The sequence below is a fragment of the Terasakiella pusilla DSM 6293 genome, assembly GCF_000688235.1.
Classification (GTDB): domain Bacteria; phylum Pseudomonadota; class Alphaproteobacteria; order Rhodospirillales; family Terasakiellaceae; genus Terasakiella; species Terasakiella pusilla.
This window is the reverse complement of record NZ_JHYO01000002.1, coordinates 121,539-143,870: the sequence shown is the minus strand read 5'-3', so window position 1 is coordinate 143,870 and position 22,332 is coordinate 121,539. Positions and strand designations below refer to the sequence as shown.

Genomic DNA, 22,332 nt, shown 5'->3' with positions numbered 1-22,332 from the left:
CAACCGCTTTTTTTACCGATGCCAACTTCATCCATTTTCCCGCAAACGGCATCTATAGCAGAGTTGGAAAACACCAATAAAAAGCAGGATGACGGCCATCGGGGCCAAGACGGCATCGGCTTTGGTCTCAAACAACAGAGGGAAAAGACCCGCACCAAGCGCATTTCCCGCGGTCGCACTTGCACTGAGAAGCCCAAGTGCCCAGCCTTTGTTTTGTGTGTCAAGGCGCTTGCTGATCGCCCAGACGCCCCACGGGTGCAGGCAGGACGTGCCCAAACCGATAAAGACCATCGCAAGGTAAAAACACCAGAGCGAGGACGCCACCTGCAAAAAAATAACCCCCACCAAGCCCCCTGACACGGCGATAAAGATCAGCACCGCCCCTTGCACTTTCGCGACACGTGCGAAGATCAGTTGGGTCACAATCATACTTGCCGACGTCAGGCTTAAAAGCCCGCTTAAATACAAAGTTGCTGTCTGGGGTGAGACCTGCAGTTTATCCTGAACATAGACCCCAAGAATGATTTGCAGACCACCGATCACACAACAGAACAGCCCTTCACTGAGGAAGATGGGGAACAGGCCCCATATCTTGATTTGGCGGGCCTGCCCTGTGTTTGTGGATCGCCCGTGAAGATGATCCGTCTGCCAAGGAAACAACAACCAGCAGAAAGACAGGATGGACCACGCAAGAAGCAGATAAAGTGGCAAGAGCGTGTTTAGCTGCATAAAGGCCACCATCATCACCGGCCCGAACAAGATACCGCCATAAAAGCCATTGTTTAGAAGGGCCACTTTGGTTGACAGCGCCTTGTCAACATAGCGTGCCGACAGGACATTTTGCATAACAGGCATCACCCCTGCACTGCCTGCTGCCACACAGACCCGGTTGAGCACCAGCCAGACCATCGCGCTGTCTCCATCGCCCATAAACAGGAAAATCAGACAGAGATAACTTGCCGCGATCAAGATCAACGCGCCCCCGATCACACGCTTTGCCCCCATCCAATCGGACAAACGACCACAAAGCGGGGCGCACAGGATACGCACGAACGCCCCGACGAAAATGGCCCCGCCAATGGCGAAAAACGCAATTTGCGTTGCTTCCAAAATGGCGGGGACAAGTAACAAGATGGCAGATTGCGTCAATCCCAACAGCAACGCCAGACACAGGAAAACTTTAGGCATTTTCCGCGGCTGACTGTAACTGTAAGACACTGCTTTGCACGCTGCGCAACTGTTGCATGGCCCAAACAATCCCGATCAAGGACAACACAGACGCCAGACCAAACAGAACCTCATACCCATAAGAGCGCGCGATCACGCCACTGAGCATGCTGCCAAGCATATAAACAAACAAGTTGGCACAGGCAAGGAAGGTAAAGTCCGTTGCCGCTTGCCCCTTTGAGCTTCCCTTCATAAACAAGCTATAAAGCCCGACCAGTTCCATATATCGGATGACCGTATTTAAAAACGATAGACCGACAAGAAACCACGGGCTGACACTCACCAGAAACGCCGCCACAAAAAAGCCGACAAAACAGACGGTACGCGATAGGCCGATCCCCCATAAAAACCGTTTTAGCCCCGTATTGGCAATGAGCAACGCCGCAATGGCCGCGCCCCCTAACCCCACAGTTGCCGCAGCCCCGCCACTAAGCAGCCCCAACGCCGACAAAGACAACCCTTTATCCACCATAAAGGGCTGTTCCATCGCCTTAACCAAGCCTTCACTGCATCGAAAGATCAGGGCAAAATACAAAAGGCTGCGGGCTTCTTTACGCTTTAAAAAATTCAGCAGAGACGGACGGGACGGCACGGGCTGGTCGGTGGATTGATCCACACGTCCCACAGTTTCTGCCACACATAAGAAAGGCACAAGCGAGAGAAAAGCCAAACCGGCTGCGATTAAAACCGCCACGGTCCAGCCAAAATAATCATAGAAAAAAAGCGTACTCGCCCCGCCGATTAACACGCCAGCCGCGATACTGCCGCCCTGAATTGCATTGCCAAACGCCAATTGATCAGCCGTCAAATGTTCAACCGCATAGCCATCTGTTGCTATATCCTGCGTCGCACTCATCAACGCCAAAGTCATCGCCAGCGGGAAAAACAGATGAATATCTTTTGCCGGATCAAGAAAGGCAAAAATAACCACCAGCCCCACGACACATAGATGTAACGGCACAATCCAGCCTTTACGCGGCCCTAAAAATTTCGGTTGAAACCGATCGACCCACGGTGCCCACAAAAACTTGATAATCCAAGGCAGCATCAGAACGCCTAAAGATCCAATCGTTGCCAAATCCAGCCCCCGTTCCCGGAAGATGGCAGGCAGGGCCGCCCCGAACAGATAGACCGGGATCGCTTGCGCAATATATAAACCGATCAAAGCCAACTGAACGCCGCGCACCGGCTTCGGCAGATTGAGCCCTTTCATCACACTCATCCGATCGCCTCACCCGCTAACAAAGCTGTGGCCCAGGTGCGGGCCTTATCAACATCTTGCACATTCAGGACTGGAAACGGCATGGCTTTGCCGTAGTTGCTGGTGTCCTGACCAAGCTCTTCGTCCCCATAGTTTGCCGACACCCGAACCAGCCCCTGACAATAACAGCCCAAAGTTTCGCGATGGGCCTTGAACCATAGATTTTGTCCTTTGCGGGCCTCATCACTCAGGTGGGTGTTGCCGCCAAAAATAGCGATGACGACATAGGGTTTACGCACATCGGACAACGCCTGAAGGGAGGCCAGATAGACCTCCTCATCATCGGCTGTGAAGGGGGCATGGAAAGTCAGCACAAACTGACTTTCCGGCTTTTCCTGATACTCAAACATCTAGAACTTCACCGTATAGCCAAGGCCGACGGTGCGGCCCATACCCGCAACATTGCGGTTACGAACAGCCGACGCTGTTTGGTTATCATATTGATTATCCAGAATGTTTTTGACCCCGACTTGTGCGGTCCCGCCCAACAGCGGCATAGATACCGCCATGTTGAAGACAATAGACGGGTCCAGTTTAACGGTGTTGGAGCCATCATAGACACTGCGCCCAGATGAAGCGACAGATTCAAGACGCAAATCCGCTTCATAAGGCAGCGCAAAATCCCCATAAAGGGTCAAACGATAAGGCGACGGGATACGGTTGTTCGGCAGGTGATAATCCAATTTGCCATCTTTATCGGAGTCATAAACCCCTTCCGTATAAGAAAAGACCGTCCCGACCGAGATATCATCAGTCACAGACGTTTCACCGGTAAATTCAGCCCCCCAGATACGTTCTTTCTGCTGGGACAATGTCAGGCTGCTGGAATCAATCGTCACGCCTTTTTTGGACGTGCTGACATAGGCACTGGTGTTCAGGCGATATTTCCCCCAATCCCCCCGATAGCCAAGCTCGTAAGTATTTACGATTTGTGCATCGGGGACCACATCATCCAGATAGACATCGGCTGTACTCAAAAGTTGCGCGGTTGTTGCAGCACCCGCACGACGGGTGAACGCCCCGATATCCGGGATCGTGTAGCCTTGAGAGAAACCGGCAAAGACCTCTGACTCATCGGTCACATAACCGACCGCGCCAATACTCCAGACCAAGGCGTTATATGTTTTCTCATCCCCATGGACAAAACGCGCGGTCGATGTCCCCAATCCCTGAATATTATATCGTGGTCGCAGGAAGTCTTTAATATCCAGCGAGAAGCGCTCGTAACGCACACCGCCCGTAACGTTGCCCAGATCCCCAACAGGTGTGGACGCTTGCGCGAAGGCGGAGAAGGCATATTGTTCCATCGGGGCAATCGCGTTGACACCATCATTAAAGACCTGAGTGGTTTCATCGAATGAAAAATCGCTCCCCCAGGTCAGGTCCGCGCCTTCAACCAATTGATCAAGGGGCGTCACCACAGTTGCCCGCGTCCCGATCTGTTTGGTCTTCAAGGTTGTTTGACCATCAGGGCTGATTTGACCGTTTGCGTAATAAACAAACGTGTTGGCCGAGGATTGAGGCACAAACGCAAAACGCTTGTCGATATCGTTATAATAGACCTGAAGATCCAAACTACCGATCCCCACGTCATCGTTTGTATAGGTCAGCGTTGTATAGTGGGATTGTTCACGCACAGAGTCCCCCACATAGGGGTTATCCAGATCCGGCGATACTCTTGGTGTGGAATAATCCGCATAATAATCCGGCTTCTGGTCCATCAGGACCGTGTTATGGGTCAGTTCCAGACGTTGTCCCTTAAAGTTGGTGCCGACCTTGGCTGTCATATCCAGATTTTTGGTATTATCCAGCCCCCCTTGACCCAAAAACGGATCGGACGGTTGCAGGTTGCCATCGCCATCAAAGGTATCTTGTGACATTTTGCCTTTGATGTTGAACAGATAATCAAACTTTTCCTGCGTGCCGCTGATATCCACACTCAGCTCAGGACTCAGGCTATCGCCGATATCTGCGGTAAAGGCGGTCAAGAAGCCGGAGACGGTCACTTCCATCCCTTTTTCCGCCGCTTCTTTCGTGATCAGGTTGATAATCCCGCCAGACGCCCCCGCCCCATACATGCTGCTTGCGCCGCTGACGACTTCAATACGTTTGATATTTTGCAAACCAATGGTAGAGATAACGCGACTTGCGTTACGAAGGGGGGTACTACGCGTTACCCCATCCACCATCACAAGCACGCTACGGCCACGAAAACTTTCAGACGCACCGGACAATGACTCGTTGTTCAAGGCATACCCCGGAATATATTTACCGATTAAGGCTGCCGGATCACCACCAAGCGCCTGTTCCCGCTGAATTTCTTCTGATGTAATAATCGCCACAGAACCGGGGACCGCAGAAACCGGTTTTTCTGCACGTGACGCTGTGACCATCATCGCATCAAGTGTATGTTCCGATCTTTGGGCTTTGCTGCGGATAATCGCGATACTTTTATCGGACAGGATCTTATAGGTATACGCACTGCCGCCCAACAGGTGTTGCAATGCCGTCTCCAGATCATATGCACCGTTTAAACGCGGGGCTGACAAACCTGTGGGCAAACGGCCTTCATAGATGATGTTGACACCGGCCTGTGTGCCAAATGCATTCAACGCCTTGTCCAACGTGCTCGCCGGGATATCAATGTCATATTTCACCTGATCCCCAAAGGCAGGTGACACAGCAACAGCAAGAACCAAGGCACCTGCGCATGTAGAAGTTCGTAATCTCTCAAAAAATTTTGATTTTAGTTTTGCGGTATCCACAACGTCTTTCCTTTTATGATATTAATTATTAATAACACTATTAGGAAGACGAGCAGCCTGACAAAATGAGGAATCTTTTTTTGAAAATTATTTCAAAATTGTGAGATAAGGCGTGACACGCACCACATCCAGGTTCAGCAAAAGCGCAACATCATCAATAGCTTGTGCTGCATTTTCAGTATCAAACCGACCGGACAAAGTTTTTTCGCGCACTGCCTGTCCAATCAGGACAACACGACCGGGGACATAGCGTTCCAACGCCGTCAACAGGTCAGGAACGCGCAAATTCTCCGCCGTCAACTGCCCTGTCAGCCAGCCAAAATCGGTTTGTGGCAAGATCGTTTTTTCCACATGATCGTTCTGTCCGGCCAGACGTACGCCCTGCCCCGCCTGTAAACGGACCAGCTCGTCACCTTGATCACGCGAAACACCAACCAGCCCTTCACGCACCTTGACCTGAACCACCTCATCCTCAAGGCGTACACCATAAGCGGTGCCTAACGCACGGGCCTGAGTTTCCGCCGCATGGACGATAAACGGGCGCGTTTTATTGGGCGTTACCTCAAAGAAAGCACGACCGGAAAGCAGGTTAATCTCGCGACGATCTGGGTGATAACGCACATCAATGGCACTTTGACTATCGAGGAACACAATCGTTTTATCCTCAAGGACCAAACGCTCAACCTCATTGGACAAATTCGCATAATCTGCGCCATACAGACGCAGCTGTGGCATCAGCCAAACCGTCAGCACTGCCAAACATGCAATCAACCCGGCACCGATCCAGCGACCTGTGCGCTTGGATGCCCGCGCAACCCGCATCCTTCCATCATATTTTTGCTGATCGTTTAGCTGGACTGTTGGTGTAGGGCTTGGCGTGATCGCAAACGCCATATCTTCCCACAAACTGTCGTTTTGATGATAGGCGACGGAATGGGCGATATCTTGGGCAATCCAGTCTTCAAAGCGGGCGTGCAGCTCTACATCATCACCATATAGGTCCATCTGAACAACCCACCACTGCGCCTGCTCCTCCGCAGACCAGCTTGGGTCGTATCCCGACATCTTATGATTTTGTGTGTTCATTGCGCTTTCAGTTACCACGTTTTGCAGATAGCTGCCTGATTATAAGACGTTTTACCCGAGGAAAAGAGGAACATAAATTTACATCAATGGTCATTTTTTTTCATATACTCACGGGTAAGGTTCAGCGCTTTTCGTAAATTTTTCTCAACCATATTGCGGCTCACCCCCATACGTAGCGCAATCTCCTCAGTGCTTAACCCCTCGATTTTACGCAAGATAAAGGCCTCGCGACATTTGGCGGGTAGCTCTTTAATCGCTTGTTCTACCATCGCTAAGCGTTGACGGTCATAGATCCGCCGTTCATGGCTGACAACTTGTGAGGGGATACTTTCAATGCGACCATCTTCATCCCCCACTTCCGCACGTACTGTACGTTTGCGCAAAAAATCGCGCGCCAAGTTGGAGGCAATGGTGATGAGATAGGCTCTGGGGTTTTTGACACCGCTGACACTATTGCCTTGAGACACGCGGATATAGGTATCCTGCACCAAATCCTTGGCAATATCCGGGTCCCCCACCATTTTGGTCAACAGGCGAAACAGGTCGTCCTGATTTTCAAAAAAATGCGACGCCCAATCCTGTGGCTCACACGCAGACATTCAAAACCTTTCTCAGATTCTGCTGCCAAATTGAATGTTCAGCCATAGACGCGCCCATTTAAATTTAAATACTCTTGCCCTCTTTCCTATTAATAATGAAACTCATTGTCAATTAATATTACAACAGCTCCGATCGGGCGTGTCTGAAAACAGGGCGTGCGCCTTACGCCCTTAAACAGCGCCGCTTAGTACATCCTTAACCATGGAGAGCGGCTGGATCACCCTCTGAAACCTCGCTCCCGTGTGGCAACTCAAAGAGATATGCATGGGGAATATCATGGTGACGCACAATAACGCCGCCATGTTCCAAAACGAATGTCTCTGCATCTTTACGCTGGCTAAAAGGTATGGCTTCGGGTGCGCCCATGCCGCCTTGGCGTTCACTATCGATCACAAAAAAGGCATCTTGAAGTTTCACCCATGCCCCCGGACCGGGGACGGCCCAAGTTTGGGCTTTTCCCATGTCACTGACATAGGCGACAGAAATCTGATTTGCACTGTCCGGCATACGCAAATACGCAAGCGTATCGCGCACCGTCGTAAACCACATGGGCTGCTGTTGAGCTGGAATGTGGATTTGCCCCTTAGGGCCCGCATGATCGCTTAACAACATGCCACAAATCTGTCCCGCATCTTCGGATGTAAATTCCTGCGGCCCCGGAGTTTCCGTCTTCGCCTGCTCAAAACATCCTGACAAGAACACTCCCCCCAGGACAAGCAGGGTCGCTGAAAGTCGTCTCATGGCTCTCTCCTCAGAAAAACACCGATTGCTATGCACAAAGGCACACAGATCCACACCACCAAAGAGGCAAACAAAACCCCGGACGAAAGGGCACTATTTGCCCCCACCCCTGCCATACCAGACAGTGTGCGCACAGTTTCTGTGCTTGTTAAATTTAAAAGACGAAATGCGTCTGCCGGGTTTGCAAGTAAAAACAGATTAAGAAGGTCACTATTCATCCCGCCGTCCTGCGCGCTGACTAGCAGGCCCAACAAGGCTGCATCATATATCAGGACCAGCACAAACCAGGACGCAACAGCCAAACCCGCAGCGGTCGCCCGTTCCACCGTCAGAGTGCTGATTAAAGTCCCTACTGCAAGGAAGGCGCCCCCTAACAAAATAGAGCTCAGGATCAATCCGCCAAACACTGACCAATCCAGCTCAACGGCAGCTTCGCTTTCCAAGGCGAGCGCTAGGGCGGCCATCCCATAGCCAATAACGATAGCAAGAAGTAAGATAAAAATATGACCGAGAAACTTACCCACAATCAGATGCCACCGTGCCAACGGATAAGCCATAAGCAACAGTAACGTGCCGCGTTCGGCTTCCCCGACAATTGAATCAAAAGACAACATCAGAGCGATAAGGGGGATTAAAAAAATACTGAGGCTGGACAAGCTCACCACAACCACCGACAGGGAATCAGCGCCCACGCCGCCGGTTGGTGTGCTGCCCAATAAGGTCAAACTCAACGCCAACGCCCCTAACAGAAGCGTGGTTGAGAGAACCCACTTATTGCGCAAACCTGTGAGAACTTCTTGTAGCGCAATAATGAAAATCGCATTCATGACAACTCCTCCCGTCCTTGATGAGCTTGCAAACTACGGTAAATGGCCTCCAGCCCCGGTTGATTGATTTCCACATCCCTCACCAAGTCACCAAGATCAACAATCTTGCGAAGCAAAGTCACCTTGTCCCGCTGAGGGCAATTTAAGCGCAAACGATCCTCTGTGCGGTGATCCACATCGGCACACCCCTCAACCGCCGTGATCACTTGTTGGGTTGTACAGGTGGCAACCTGCACAGAAATTTGAACGGGCAGCCCGGTTTTTACCAGTAAGTCGGCCAGATGGTCACACGCCAACAGGCGGCCTTTGCTGATCAAGACAAAACGGTCTGCTTTACTTTCAATTTCATCCAGCGCATGACTGGACAAAATCACCGCGACACCTTGTGAACGCAGCTCTTCCAGCATGGTATAAAATTCCCGCCGAAGCGCCGGATCAAGCCCTGTGGTCGGTTCATCAAGCAGCAACAATTGAGGATGTCCAATCAACGCTTGCGCTAAGCCTAGCCGTTGGCGCATCCCTTTGGAATAAGTGGACACACGACGGGTGCCCGCATCTGCCAGTCCCACTCTTTCCAGAAGGTTTGCACTTTTTTTGGCTGGCTCCCCTTTGATCCGGCTATAAAAAGCCATGACTTCAAGCCCGGTCATCGCGCCTGAAAACGCTATATTTTCGGGTAAAAAGCCAATTTCGCGGCGCACATCTGCGCCCCTTGCGCCACTTGGATTCTGGCCATTGATACAGACTTCCCCCTGTGACGGCTGGATCAATCCCAGCATTAATTTCATCAAAGTGGTTTTACCGGCCCCGTTATGGCCAACCAGTGCAACAATCTCCCCTCGTTTTAACTGGAACGAGATATCGCTCAGGGCGCTGAAGCCTTTGTATTGCTTGCTGACATTTTTTACGTTTACAACAGAGGTCATTTTGCACCCCTTTTCTGTTCTATTTTCAGGACTGTCTTGGGCGGGGCCATCAAGGGGGAGGTATCGACAACACCGCCCGGCAAAATTGAGGGAAACCGTTCTTGCGCCCAACGGATCAGTTTGACCGCGGGGCTATTCGACAGGATTTTGGCTTGTGGGTAGCGCCACAAAATCTGGTCCATTGCCCCATTGGGCCGATACGGTCGATCCGCGATCCCGTCCCCATCCAGATCAAAAGCGGGATTGTCGCTCCAATAATTCCCCGCGCCATTTTCGCCCCAATCCAGCAAACGGGTCCCCACATATTTGACCTGAGTTCGATTATTGATAAACGCATTTTTCAGAAACTGGTTATTCGCAGACCCCGCCGTGAAATGTATCCCGATCGGGCATCCTTCAAACACATTCTGTGCAATCATATTCTTGTTAGCATTATAGATAAAAACGCATTTCTTCTTGCCGTTTCGCACGACGTTATTTGTAATGGTTGAGCTGTTTGCAAAATTAAGCATCAGCCCATGATCTCTATCCTGCAGGCTCACATTGTCGCGGATATCCAGCTTATTTGAATACATGATGGCCCAGCCGATATGGTTATTACGCGACAAATTGCCGATGACCTGACTGTCGTTTGTATACATGTAATGAATGGCGAAACGTAAATCTTCAAACCTGTTATTCTTGAAAACATTTTTCTTGCTGGTGGTCACAAAGATACCATCACGGCCATAGCGAATATCATTTCCAATGATTTGGGCACCGGGCGCATTCCAGATCGACACCCCATTTCCAGCCTCCGACATCCGCATATTTGCGCGCCCGACGATGATGTTGTCTTTGACCAAAGATCCGGCGGCCCCATGCAGATAGACCCCGAACAAATTTTCTTCCAATCGGTTAGCGATAATGATCGCACGTTCGCCCGTCTGACGTACCAAAACGGCTGAGTTCATTTTCGGCAGGTCAAGCCCGGACCCGCGAATTGTCATCCCTTCAATGCGGACATCCGGTGCCGTTATCTCAATGACACTGCCCTGCCCTGTGCCCTCAATCACGGTTCCCGCCTGACCGATGAGGGATAGCGGCTTTGAAATCAAGACCGGACCTTGAAAATGTCCCTTGCTTAAACGCAACACATCACCGGGTTTCGCCTGATCGACGCTGTCTTGCAAGGCTTGCCCTGCGTCAACCTGCCTTTCTGCCGCTTCTAGAACTGAAATGGAGAAAGCCCCGTAAAGCAAGATCAGAGAAACAAACCTGAACACGCGTGACGCCGTTAATTTGATAGACATTTTTTTCTTCCCGTCCTCATGGCGAAAAAAGTGGAGCAGCAAGAGCGCCACTCCACCCCCTTTCCTTATGCTGATTTGGGCTCAACCAGCATTCGGCCTTTCATTTCCATATGAAGCGCATGGCAGAACCATTGGCAGTAATACCAATAAACGCCCGGACGATCGGCTGTGAACGTGATCGAGGCTGTGGCTTGGGGCGCAACCTCCATCGCAACACCGTAGTTTGCGATCGTAAAGCCGTGCGTCAAATCATCCACGTCATCAATATTGGTGACATAGACCGTGACTTCATCACCTTCACGCACTGTAAATTTCGGAAGGCTGAAGTTTGGTGCATAGGACGACATGTAAACTCTGACTTTATTGCCATCGCGGATGACGTGCTCTGCATCTTCCAGATCGACGCCGTCTTTTTCCGCCTGTTTTACCGCATCGGCAAACATCGGGTCGTCACGTTTCCACGTCTGGCGCGGATTAACTTTGGAGCGATGCACGATGATGGCATCGTGCGGTTCTGCAAAGCTCGGCCCATCATGAACCAGCTTCATTTCATCACCGGAAATGTCAATCAACTGATCACATTCAGGTTTCAACGGACCCACATTCAAGAAACGGTCTTTTGAGAATTTATTAAGCGTCAGCAACCATTTGCCGTCTGCCTCAGCCGTTTCCCCCATAGAGGTATGGTTATGGCCCGGTTGATAGTGCACATCCAGCTTTTGCAAAATCGGCTCAACATCTTCACCTTTAAATTTCGCAATCGCTTTTTTGATATCCCATTTACACATCTGGCTATCAATAAACAGCGTCGTATACGCATTGCCCCGACCATCAAATGCCGTATGAAGCGGGCCAAGCCCCAATTCCGGTTCTGCAACAACGGTGTCACGAGGTTTGATTTTGTCATTAAACAAATCGGGGAAGAGACGCACATCAAACACCGTACAGGTCGGTGACAGCTTGCCGTTTGCGACAACGTGAATACCATCGGGGGCCGTGTTGATACCATGCGGGCTTTGCGGGACCGGCACATAACGGGTGTAACGCGACCCATGGCGTCCATCAATCACCGGCACGCCATTATATTCTTTGAAATCACCGTTTTTGACGGCTTGTTCGATACGTTCAATGTCAAAAATGACCATCCAATCCTGTTCGGCAGATGTCATCCCTTCCAACGTCACGGCCCCTTCAGAGTTGTAACAGGTAGAAAAGGCGTATTTGCCCTGATAATCCGTATCCACGTTATCAAGGTTACCATCAACCATGACCTGCCAAGCAACCTTCATAGTATCGCCATCTACAGCCGTGAACATGCCGTGGTATTTATCCGGTTCATCCAGAATGCTGCCATCATTCACCAGCGGCACGCGGTCTTCACCATTGGCAAAAACATAACCGGTACGCGGATATTTTTGCGGGCGCAAACCATGAACGGAGAGCATATTTGGAATTTCAATGATTTTATCGCACTTCATGACATCGCAACGGATACGTGCAACGCGGCTATTTGCCTTGTCATTTACAAAAACATAGCGGCCATCGTAGGTCCCGTCCGTGAAAGACATATGCGGGTGGTGCAAATCGCCATTGAGGTAAATATCCCCGCGATTTTCCAAAAACTTTTTGGTGCGAGGCGTCAGCCCTTCTGTCAGGACTTTCCGGCTTTCATTGGTCGACCCCCAGCCGGTTGCGCTACAACGGTTAAAGACCGGAATGCGCATCAATTCACGCATGGACGGCATACCCAGAATACGGACTTCCCCGGTTTGACCACTTGAGAAGAAGCCATAATATTCATCCAGCTCACCCGGCCCGACTTCTGCTTTATTGTGTGATGAAGCCGCCTGCGCCGAGCTGGAGGCCGCAACCAATCCGACACCGCCAGCAACACCTGAGCCCCCCATAAGACCCGCCATCGTCGCGAATTTAGCACTTCGGCTCAGCAGTTCGCGTCGGTCAAAGCCTTTAGGGCCATCATTTTCATTTGTCATCTTTTCCTCCATGGATAAAAAGAGATTTAAGTCCACCGTGTCATGAAGATCTGCGGTGTTGCCGGAAGTCCGGCGCTTAGCCCGATGAGCTAAGGGCTTCACGTCGTTCTCGTTTCAGACGACGCTGGATAACGACCGGACATTTCCGGTCATCATGGTACAAAACCTGGCAATTCAGACAGGAGATGCATTCATTCGGGTTAATGTGCCCTTCAGGGTGAATGGCCTGCACAGGACAGTCGTTGTAACAACGCATGCACGGGTTGCCGCAGTCACGATAGCGCTTTAGCCATTCAAACATCCGCAGACGACCGGGGATGGCCAACGCCGCCCCTAAAGGACAGAGATAACGACAGAAGAAACGTTCAATAAACAAGCCCGCAAGGATCAAAGAGACAGCGAACAAGACGAACCACCACTCCCGCATAAACTGAAGGATGATTGCTGTTTTAAAGGGTTCAATTTCAGACAGTTTTTCAGCCAGACTGAGGGAAGTCAGCGACACGCCGAACAACACCATAAAGATGATATATTTCAGGGGCCATAGACGTTCGTGCACATACCACGGCACTTTAATCTGCGGCAGTTTAACCAAACGCCCAAGGCGATTGCTTAACTCCTGCAAAGCACCAAAGGGGCACAACCATCCGCAAAAAGGGCCGCGTCCCCAAAATAAAAGGGCCGCTGCGACTGAAAACCACAAGATGAAGATCAATGGATCAACAAGGAAGGTGGACCACTGAAAACCGCTTCGAACCGCGCCAAAAAACGCCAGAATATTGACAACCGATAACTGCGCATGAGCTACCCAGCCTAACCAGACCAACGTCACCACCAGATAGGACACACGAATGCGATCAAACAGCACAGGACGCTTCACTAAAAAGTCCTGAAAGAAGAAGATCGCTGTCACCACCACCAGCATCAACCCCAGTATGGAGATTGACACCAGCTTGCTCTGCCAGATACGCATCCATAAAGGACTGTCTGCATTCGGCGCACCGATCAAACTCTGCCAGATATTCTCTAGACTTTGCCCGTCCTGCGGCTGAGGAACTGTGCGGACCTCGACAGTCACGGCCTGTTCCGGCTGTGCTTGAACGGGTTTGATCACCTGAACATATTGATCCGGCAGCCGGTAATCCAATGTGAAAGATCGAAAAGCTTTACTCAGCGCCCCGGTTTGGCGTTGGACCAATAATTTTAAAGACCAGTTTTCAGCGGCATTAAATTCAAATGTATCTGGTACAATGAACACATCCACATCTTTAAACTCTGGTGCGCCTTCTGCCGCAATCCGTCCCAGGCGACGATGTTGGCGATCATGAAAGCGGACCGTTTCGCTGCGTTGAATTAATTCGATACGATCAAAGATGCCGCCGCGCACATAGCCCGACCCTTTAAAGGAATAAGGACCGCCTGCCGTGATCAGGACCGCATCATAGCCCGGCTTTAAATCCTGTTGGAGTTGTGCAAATTCTTCTTCCCCCAAAAGGCTTTTGCCAATCGCCGGCTGGCTTACCACCGCCATATAAAGGTCGATAAAAGTGTCTTCATCCGCTTCTTTAAGCGGCCATTTTGCCGCTTTGGGATCATCGGCAAAGACGCTGTTTATTTCGCCGGTATGCAAGTGCATGCGCCGGATCGCGCCGTTGCCCAGTAAGGTCTGCCAATCTGTGACCTCGCCGGCTTCCCCATCAACCACGCGCTGTTCGCGGGCTTCTTGCGTCTGTGCTGTTTCTCCGGTGATCTGGCGGTACGCGCGCAACGCTGACCTCATGAGGCTGTCCCCCATGACCATAACCGTCACGGTCGCCCCACTGACGATGTCATAGTCAGGTGCTTTTTTATCCGTGTCCTTTGTTGCCGAATAAAAGGCGTTGACCCCGTTATACCCGCCCAAGAAACCTTCAATTTTACGCTGAGGAATACCGATTAAGACGATCGGCTCGTGATGCTCAACCAATTTGGAGCCCAGAATCGTCCCGTCCGGTCCCAATCCGACAAGGATATGGATGGGCTTACCTGAATATCCCGTGGCATCCACAAAGTCGGTATTCAGATAAATATATCCGATCAAATCGTCTGACTTATAGACGGGCGCGATCGGCGGTGCCCCCGCAGGCGTCCCCACCCGATCGGCACCGGGCACCAGCTCAGCCGGATCAAGGTCTTGGACATATTCACTCAAAGCACCATCAGCCAACGCCTGATGCAGAACCGATGAAAAAAACAGGAGACAGACGCCCACACAAAGGAGTTGAGCGAAGCGACTGAGCTTCATGCTGTTAGGAAAATTAGAAAGGAAAATACACTGCACCGGACGACTCGCTCATCTTGAAAAGAAGGATGTGTCATGTCTTTATAAGAAGTAAAATAAATGCTACTTATAAAATCGTCAAGTTATATCTATTTGAAAATAAATAGTATTTTATTGAAACTTTTTATTAAAAAGAGTACTTTATATGATGCTTAACTAAGTTTAACAGCAAAACAATTCACTATATCACTGCTTGGAAAAACTCTAATTCTCAGCTTAAGCAAAAAATAAAAGGAGCCTCGCCATGAAAATATCTTTTTCATCATCAACAGAGTTTGCCGTATCCAGTTTTTACGACTTAATTTGCATAGCCTATGCGATTGAAACCGAAGCGGTCACACGGTATGAATTTCTCGAAAATGAAATGAAAAAAAGAGGTTCCCTAGACATAGCGAAAACCTTCCAAAACCTTATGCAGCAAGAGGTACAGCATGTTGAAGATGTAAAAGTCTGGGCTGAGAAACACCACTACACCCTCCCCGTTGCCGAGGGCTTTTCTTGGAAGCTGCCAGCGGAGTTTAACGAGTCGTGGCAAGAGGTCGTCAACAGCACTTTACTGACACCCTACAAAGCCCTTGCCATCGCCGTCCAAAATGAAGAACGCGCTTTTGCATTTTACACCTATATCTCTGCACATGCCCAAACCCCAGACATCAGAGAGGCGGCGGAAAAAATGGCTCATGAGGAGCTGGAACATGCCATGCACTTGCGTAAACTCAGACGGCATGAATTTCACCTCATGAAAAAGCACCAACACCACATTCCCCATACACTGCCTGCACGCCTTGAAGAGTTTGAACAACAGGTCGGGACAATGCATCAACACTGTCAGGATAGATATCAGGCGGTTGTGAAACAGCTGCACATTCTAAACGAGGCATCAAGCGCCGAGCTTCTGACCCGTTTAGCCAATGAACTCAGCCCCGCCGCTAGACCACACGAGCCAGAAGAACCAACGCCAGATTTAACACACAAAACAGCCAGAGATCTACTCCTGCACGCGCAAGCACCGCTTGAAAATTTTATCGAATTTTGTGAATTTGTGATCGAGAAAACACCTTGCGAAGATATCCTTCTTCGCGCTCAGTCCGTCTTAGAACAGGCGATTTCTCATCTTTCACGATTGGCCTTTCAACAGGAACGACTGGACTGAAATTTCAATTCTAGATATACATTGCGACGTGAGACTTAGGTCCCCGTGAGAAAACAATAATGAAATTAACCACCTTCACTGATTATGCGCTACGTTCCTTGATCTATGTTGCGTTAAGTAAAGACAAATTGGTCACGATTGATAAAATTGCGGACTCCAACAAAATATCGCGCCACCATGTTACAAAAGTCATTACACGCTTAAACCAGCTGGGTTACTTAGAAACAATCCGTGGCAAAGGGGGCGGTATTCGGCTTGCCATGCGCCCTGAACTGATCACCATCGGACGCGTCGTTCGCCAGACCGAAAACGAGACAAACCCTTTACCCTGCAATAGAGGCAAGGGCGATCCTTGCGTCATCCTTCCCGCTTGCAGGCTCATTTCCGCCTTGGAAAGCGCGCAGGACGCTTTTTTCGCCACACTGGACAAATACACCCTCGCCGACTTCCTTGAGCCACGACAGCGCTTGATGTCTCTCTTCTCAATCGAAGACGATTAAGTTCACCCCTCAGACTTCCCCCAGTCCATACAAAATGACGATGAGCAGGAACAGGGACAGGCGAAACCCCACCCGCCAAGCGCGGGAGGAATGATGTAATTCAAGGAAATACATCAAGATCAGATCGGCTTTCACAAAGCTGAGCAAGAAGACCAAGCCCCGCGATGCGACCCCCAACGCCTGCGTCTGCAACATCTCAGATCGTGCACTCCCCAAACTCAGCAGCGTCACGAAGATCAGGAAGACCCAGACCATAAACAAGCGATGTTTATCAGTTGTAAAATTTAGCATCGTTAGCGCACCAAATAGACCAGCGGAAAAAGCAACACCCAGACAAGATCGACCATATGCCAAAAGGCACACACCGTCACAACGCTATCCACCTTGGGCTTGAAAGCTGCAATCCCCAGCAACACCACGCCAAAAATCACATGTAAAAAATGAAAGCCCGTCATCAAATAAAACAGGGTGAAAAAGTCATTTGTTTCAATGTGGATGCCTTGATCTGCCTTTGCGCCATATTCCCTTAACTTCAGGACACAAAAAACACCCCCCAAGCCAATCGCCGCGATCAGAAAAAGCCGACATTTCTGAGATGCGCCCACTTTTACTGCCGACGTTGCCAATGCGGCACAATAGCCGCTGGTGACAAGCACAATGGTATTTATCCCGCCCGTCATCTGATCCAGCATCCCCTGAGACTGGAAAAACATCTCCGGTTCCAAAAAACGAGTGATCGCAAAACTGATAAAGAACGCGCCAAAGACCAGCAATTCGCTCACGATCAACACCCACATAATCGGGTTGCCCGGTAAATCATCCAGGGCACCCCAACCGGCAGGTTGTTCTTTTACCTGTTCGTTCATGTCTCACGCACCAATTGTCGATAGATTTTGGGCAGCGCCGTTGACAGCTTCGCCACATGGCTGACAATCTGGTACGATCCGCGCCCAAAGATGTAAGGGAAATAGTCTTGTGCTTTATGGTCCACCGTGACGCCAAAAACCGTAATGCCTTTTTGCTTACATTCCTGCACCGCTTTTCGGCTGTCTTCGATCCCGTAGCGGCCTTCGTAATGGTCCACATCGTTGGGTTTACCATCGGTAATCACCAACAATAATTTTTGCCTGTTGGCGCGCTTACTCAACTCCTCACTCATGGTACGCACCGCCGCCCCGATACGGGTGTAATATCCTGGTTTCAGGGCAGAGATCCGACGCAAGGACACCTCATTGAAAGCTTCCTCAAACCCCTTGATCTGATCAAGGCGCACATAATCGCGTTTGCGCGAGGTGAAGGTATGGATGGCAAAATCATCTCCGCACGCCGCCAATCCCCCTCCTAAAATCGTCAGGGCTTCTTTTTCCACATCAATCACACGGCGGTTTTCCAGCCAGCTATCCGTTGATAACGACACATCCGCTAGAATGGAAACCGCCAGATCGCGGCTCTGCACCCGGCTCGCCATATACAAACGATTGGACGAAATCCCACTGGCTTTAAAGTCAGCTTTGGCGCGTACCACCGCTTCCATATCCAGTTCATCCCCATCCGGTTGTGCGCGTAAAACCTCCCGCTTGGACTGAAGTGCCTCAAACTGACGTTTTACACGTCTGATCCGCCTTTTTGTCGGCGCATCCGGCGTCCAGTCTTCGCCTTCTTCGGACGCGGTGCGCAGTTGGACAGCACAATGATCCGGCAGATAGGTTTGCTTGCGATAGTGCCATTCCGGCACCAGTCGTTCTGCAATCAGGCGATCGGTTTCAACTTCATCGGCGGGTAAATCAAGATCCATCTTGATCTTGGTCGCTGCCTTTTGATCATGTTCCGACACGGTGATCCGCTCCAGATCATCAGCCGTTTTAATGGCTTCATCCTCTTCATCATCCTGTGTATTGCGGTTGACGTTCAACATATCGGCAACCGACATGATCTTGTCATAGATATGCAGAAAAAACCCATCGTCGCGATTGGCCTGATCCAGTTGCCGACGCTCTGCGCGTTGCTTTTTCTGATCCGCCTTTTGCAAGGAAGACTGTGCGGAGCGATCTTCCTGTCCCTTTTTGCCCGCCCCCATTTCCAGCGCGATCACCTCCCCCCATAAGGGGACGGGTAAAATCGGGCGATAACTTTTCACGGGTGCCAGTGCGGGCACTGCCCCGCCATGCTGGACATAGGCCAGATACCTTAAAGCGTCAGGCTGGGTTGGGCGTTCCCCTCCCAATAAATGAAGGACCACCTGTTCCAATGCCTCTTCCTGTTTGGGCAAAGGGCGTTTCGGGCGCATCCCTTTTATCCCTTCCGACAATTTTTGCCAGACAGGGACCATCCCCGAAAAATGCGACAAGGTCCGTTGTTGCCTTTCATACGCCTGTCTTAAAAACGTAAGGTCTTGCACCACCGGATCAGACGAGGTCTGCGCCATTGCGTCATCTGCTATTGCAAAATAAGCCGACAGCCAGAAATAAAGCGCCCTGTTGAGACCTTGATCGGGGAAGACCGCAATGGTTTGGGGCAGCATCAATGTCTGCCCATCCAAGGTCGGGCGCATCGTTTTTTCCCGCGCCATCCCTAATTTTTGGCGAAAAGACAAGCGATGTTCGGATGTTTCAGCCTTACTTGCGGCGATCTCCACCCCTTTTTCTCCGCCCAAGCCGCGAAAAAAAACCGCCAATGGGCCGCGCACCCCCTCCAGCGCCACCGCTGCCTCCGGGAAGGTGGGATAGCTGTTGGCATCGCCAATGAGTTTATCCCATTGGTGGCCCACAAACTCTTCTACTTCGATAACGTCTAAGAGTGACATCGCCTACCCCATGGTGACTTGAACAACTTCCAACAAACCTTCTTTGACATCCGGCTCGTCCGTCAGAGGTTCGATCATGGCATGCAGGACGGCTTCATCCACCTTAACGCCGGACTTCATCAAACTTGCGCAATAAACCAACAGACGGGTAGAGACACCTTCCTCCAAATCCTGCCCTTTCAAGGCGCGCAACTGTGTGGCTAATCGCACCAACGGCTTGACCCGATCAATCTCCAACCCGGCCTCTGTCGCCACAATCTCGGCTTCCAGATCAGGGGCGGGAAAGTCAAATTCAATCCCTAAAAAGCGCTGCCGCGTGGAAGGTTTCAACGTCTTCATGATATTTTGATAACCGGGGTTATAGGACACAACCAACATAAAGTTATCCGGCGCAACCAACTCTTCGCCTGTGCGGTCCAGCGGCAAGACCCGGCGGTCATCGGTCAAAGGATGCAGCACAACCGTCACATCCTTTCGGGCCTCCACCACCTCATCCAGATAGCAAATACCGCCGTGGCGCACAGAACGGGTCAGCGGCCCATCGGTCCAAACCGTATCGCCCCCTGTCAACAGATACCTGCCCGTCAAATCCGCCGCACTTAAGTCATCGTGGCAGGACACCGTATGTAAAGGCAGTCCCAGCTTTGCTGCCATATGGGCCACAAATCGGGTTTTGCCGCAGCCCGTCGGACCTTTTAACAACAGCGGTAACTTATTGTTAAACGCATGTTCAAACAGGGCGCATTCATTACCTGACGGCACGTAATGTGGAAGGGAATGTGTCATGGCTTTAAACTTTATTTTTGAGAAAATGGATAAATGAGATTTTGAAAAAAAAGGCCGGGATCAATCGTCCACCCCGGCCCGTAGAGTCGGCTTTTATCTATTCGGCTGCTTGAGCTACAGCACTTGGGCTTTTCTCTTTACCGGGAAGTGCAAGAGAAACCACAATAATCAAGACGCCAAGGACAACCACAACACCGGAGCCTAACCGCATCCAATAAAACAGATCGACTTGTTCCTGAACTTCCATGAAGTCCTGCCCCAGCACCCGTTGCAGATGAGTTTGAACAACACCGGCAAAGGTCAACACAAAGGTCATAAAGGCCATGCCGCTGGAGGCAATCCAGAAGCCCCACATATTGAGCGTCTGCTTATAAGGCGCACGTCCCAACAGGTTTGGCAGCGCATAGGTCATGATCGCGATATTGACCATCACATAGGCCCCATAGAACGCCAAGTGACCATGGGCAGCGGTAATTTGTGTCCCGTGGGTGTAGTAGTTGATCGACGACAAGGTGTGCAAAAAGCCCCATACACCCGCCCCGAAAAAGGCAAAGACAGCGCAGCCCAAAGACCACAGCAAGGCTGCTTTATTAGGGTGAGAGCGACCGCCCTTCCACACCATGTAGAACGTAAAGACGACCATGGCGAAGAACGGCACAACTTCCAGCGTGGAGAAGATGGACCCGATCCATTGCCAGTATCCCGGTGTCCCGATCCAGTAATAATGGTGCCCCGTCCCCAAGATGCCGGTAAACAGCGTCAGGGATACAATCAGGTAAAGCCATTTTTCAACAATTTCGCGGTCCACACCGGTCAGTTTGATCATCAGGAAGGCCAGAATAGACGCCATGACCAATTCCCACACACCTTCGACCCACAAATGGACAACCCACCACCAGAACATTTTATCCAGCACAAGATTTGTCGGATTGTAAAAAGCAAACAGGAAGAAGATGGCCACCCCCCACAGCGCCACAATCAGCACCAAGGAGACGGCAGTCTTGCGCCCCTTCAGGATCGTCATGGACAGGTTGAACAGGAACATCAAGGCGACAATGACAATCGCAACCTTGATCCACAGAGGTTGTTCCAAAAATTCCCGACCGCCATGAATGCCAAACAAATAGCCGATCACAGCCGCCGCCGCCCCGATTAAAAACAGCCAAAACTGGATGATCGCAAGCTTGGTACTATAAAGTTCCGTTTCCGACTCTTCCGGGACCAGATAATAAGCTGCCCCCATAAAGCCCATCAACAACCAGACGATCAACGCATTTGTGTGGATCATACGAATGACATTAAACGGCACCAGTTCCGACAGAAGGTTCGGCATCACATAAACCGTACCGGCTAAAAGACCGCCTAAAACCTGCGCGATAAACAGGGCCATTGCGCCATAAAAATAATATATAGCGACTTTTTGAGATTGATATTTCATACTCTACTCCTCACCCAAGCTGGGACTTAACCGGCATCGTTTGGCGGCCAGTTCTGGGTATTGATTTCACTGGTCCATTTGAAAAATTGAACGAGACCTTCCAACTCTTCTTCAGTGAGGTCGTAATGCGGCATCTGGCGACGGCCTTCGATGCCCGTCGGCTGTGACTTGATCCATTCTTTAATGAAATCAGATGCCCCTTCGGCATCGTCTCTCCCGCCGCGACGGACCCAAACATTGCCCAGTTCCGGCGCATAATACGCCCCTTCCCCCAGCAACGTGTGGCAGTTAATACAGGAATGCCGCTCCCAGACTTCTTTGCCCAAGGCGACTTCTTCGCTGATCCCTTCCGGGTTGGAAGATGTATCTGTGACAAAATAGACAGATTGCACCACCAACAACGCAAAGACAGCAAAGAAGAAAATTGTGCCCCCAAAAAAGATATTTCGAGCGGCGCTGATCGTTAAGCGCTCTTGCATGATAATCTCCAAAAAAATTCGGTATCGCCCCCAAAAGGAAACCCGATACGATGTATTCCTGAAAATTACCTGAGTGATTTGATAAGATAATTGAGGTTGGTCAATGGGTGTGAAAAATCATACTTTGGCATGAC

Annotated in this window: 20 protein-coding genes; 2 read left to right on the top strand and 18 right to left on the bottom strand. The window is 50.6% G+C overall.

Annotated features, from left to right (window positions below):
• Positions 1 to 27: 27 nt before the first annotated feature.
• The 12 genes from Q397_RS0102015 to Q397_RS20620 form a co-directional block, all read right to left on the bottom strand.
• Positions 28 to 1,188, bottom strand: a complete 1,161-nt coding sequence (locus Q397_RS0102015) for an MFS transporter (protein ID WP_028877993.1) — start codon at positions 1,186 to 1,188, stop codon at positions 28 to 30.
• Positions 1,181 to 2,449, bottom strand: coding sequence for an MFS transporter (locus Q397_RS0102010; RefSeq protein ID WP_051609616.1), 1,269 nt, complete (start codon positions 2,447 to 2,449; stop codon positions 1,181 to 1,183). Before Q397_RS0102010 ends, Q397_RS0102015 begins: the two co-directional genes overlap by 8 nt.
• Positions 2,446 to 2,838: a hypothetical protein gene (locus Q397_RS0102005; protein WP_028877991.1), complete on the bottom strand. Its 393-nt coding sequence runs from the start codon at positions 2,836 to 2,838 to the stop codon at positions 2,446 to 2,448. Before Q397_RS0102005 ends, Q397_RS0102010 begins: the two co-directional genes overlap by 4 nt.
• Positions 2,839 to 5,253, bottom strand: coding sequence for a TonB-dependent receptor (locus Q397_RS20640; RefSeq protein ID WP_051609615.1), 2,415 nt, complete (start codon positions 5,251 to 5,253; stop codon positions 2,839 to 2,841).
• An 87-nt stretch (positions 5,254 to 5,340) separates the two neighbouring features.
• The gene (locus Q397_RS23765) at positions 5,341 to 6,339 is read right to left on the bottom strand and encodes a FecR family protein (protein ID WP_051609614.1); all 999 of its coding nucleotides are present in this window, start codon (positions 6,337 to 6,339) and stop codon (positions 5,341 to 5,343) included.
• Between the two features lie 83 nt (positions 6,340 to 6,422).
• Positions 6,423 to 6,938 carry an RNA polymerase sigma factor gene (locus Q397_RS0101990; RefSeq protein WP_028877990.1) on the bottom strand — a complete coding sequence of 172 codons (516 nt, stop codon included), beginning with the start codon at positions 6,936 to 6,938 and terminating at the stop codon, positions 6,423 to 6,425.
• 196 nt (positions 6,939 to 7,134) lie between these two features.
• Positions 7,135 to 7,680: a nitrous oxide reductase accessory protein NosL gene (locus Q397_RS0101985; protein ID WP_028877989.1), complete on the bottom strand. Its 546-nt coding sequence runs from the start codon at positions 7,678 to 7,680 to the stop codon at positions 7,135 to 7,137.
• Complete coding sequence (locus Q397_RS0101980; RefSeq protein ID WP_028877988.1) at positions 7,677 to 8,507, bottom strand: ABC transporter permease subunit; 831 nt, start codon at positions 8,505 to 8,507, stop codon at positions 7,677 to 7,679. Before Q397_RS0101980 ends, Q397_RS0101985 begins: the two co-directional genes overlap by 4 nt.
• Complete coding sequence (locus tag Q397_RS20630; protein WP_038012638.1) at positions 8,504 to 9,433, bottom strand: ABC transporter ATP-binding protein; 930 nt, start codon at positions 9,431 to 9,433, stop codon at positions 8,504 to 8,506. The genes Q397_RS0101980 and Q397_RS20630 overlap by 4 nt, the downstream gene beginning before the upstream one ends.
• Positions 9,430 to 10,725, bottom strand: a complete 1,296-nt coding sequence (locus tag Q397_RS20625) for a nitrous oxide reductase family maturation protein NosD (RefSeq protein WP_084148897.1) — start codon at positions 10,723 to 10,725, stop codon at positions 9,430 to 9,432. Before Q397_RS20625 ends, Q397_RS20630 begins: the two co-directional genes overlap by 4 nt.
• A gap of 65 nt (positions 10,726 to 10,790) precedes the next feature.
• A complete protein-coding gene (gene nosZ / locus Q397_RS0101965) occupies positions 10,791 to 12,719 on the bottom strand; it encodes a TAT-dependent nitrous-oxide reductase (RefSeq protein ID WP_028877987.1) in 1,929 nt (642 codons plus the stop codon).
• A 76-nt stretch (positions 12,720 to 12,795) separates the two neighbouring features.
• Positions 12,796 to 14,910: a NosR/NirI family protein gene (locus tag Q397_RS20620; RefSeq protein ID WP_240475009.1), complete on the bottom strand. Its 2,115-nt coding sequence runs from the start codon at positions 14,908 to 14,910 to the stop codon at positions 12,796 to 12,798.
• A gap of 373 nt (positions 14,911 to 15,283) precedes the next feature.
• Between Q397_RS20620 and Q397_RS23760 the strand changes: the two genes are divergently transcribed.
• Complete coding sequence (locus tag Q397_RS23760) at positions 15,284 to 16,192, top strand: ferritin-like domain-containing protein (RefSeq protein WP_051609612.1); 909 nt, start codon at positions 15,284 to 15,286, stop codon at positions 16,190 to 16,192.
• A gap of 59 nt (positions 16,193 to 16,251) precedes the next feature.
• A complete protein-coding gene (locus Q397_RS0101950; RefSeq protein WP_028877986.1) occupies positions 16,252 to 16,692 on the top strand; it encodes an Rrf2 family transcriptional regulator in 441 nt (146 codons plus the stop codon).
• A gap of 9 nt (positions 16,693 to 16,701) precedes the next feature.
• Here Q397_RS0101950 and Q397_RS0101945 read toward each other — a convergent pair whose 3' ends face one another.
• From Q397_RS0101945 to Q397_RS0101920, 6 genes are all read right to left on the bottom strand, one after another.
• The gene (locus tag Q397_RS0101945; RefSeq protein WP_028877985.1) at positions 16,702 to 16,983 is read right to left on the bottom strand and encodes a cytochrome C oxidase subunit IV family protein; all 282 of its coding nucleotides are present in this window, start codon (positions 16,981 to 16,983) and stop codon (positions 16,702 to 16,704) included.
• A 2-nt stretch (positions 16,984 to 16,985) separates the two neighbouring features.
• Positions 16,986 to 17,558 carry a cytochrome c oxidase subunit 3 family protein gene (locus Q397_RS0101940; protein WP_028877984.1) on the bottom strand — a complete coding sequence of 191 codons (573 nt, stop codon included), beginning with the start codon at positions 17,556 to 17,558 and terminating at the stop codon, positions 16,986 to 16,988.
• On the bottom strand, positions 17,555 to 19,495 hold the full coding sequence (locus Q397_RS0101935) for a nitric oxide reductase activation protein NorD (protein WP_028877983.1): 1,941 nt from the start codon (positions 19,493 to 19,495) through the stop codon (positions 17,555 to 17,557). The genes Q397_RS0101940 and Q397_RS0101935 overlap by 4 nt, the downstream gene beginning before the upstream one ends.
• Before the next feature lie 3 nt (positions 19,496 to 19,498).
• Entirely contained in the window at positions 19,499 to 20,281 is a 783-nt protein-coding gene (locus Q397_RS0101930; protein ID WP_038012636.1) for a CbbQ/NirQ/NorQ/GpvN family protein, read from the bottom strand.
• A gap of 97 nt (positions 20,282 to 20,378) precedes the next feature.
• A complete protein-coding gene (locus tag Q397_RS0101925; protein WP_028877981.1) occupies positions 20,379 to 21,719 on the bottom strand; it encodes a cbb3-type cytochrome c oxidase subunit I in 1,341 nt (446 codons plus the stop codon).
• 26 nt (positions 21,720 to 21,745) lie between these two features.
• A complete protein-coding gene (locus Q397_RS0101920; protein WP_028877980.1) occupies positions 21,746 to 22,198 on the bottom strand; it encodes a c-type cytochrome in 453 nt (150 codons plus the stop codon).
• Between the last annotated feature and the right edge of the window lie 134 nt (positions 22,199 to 22,332).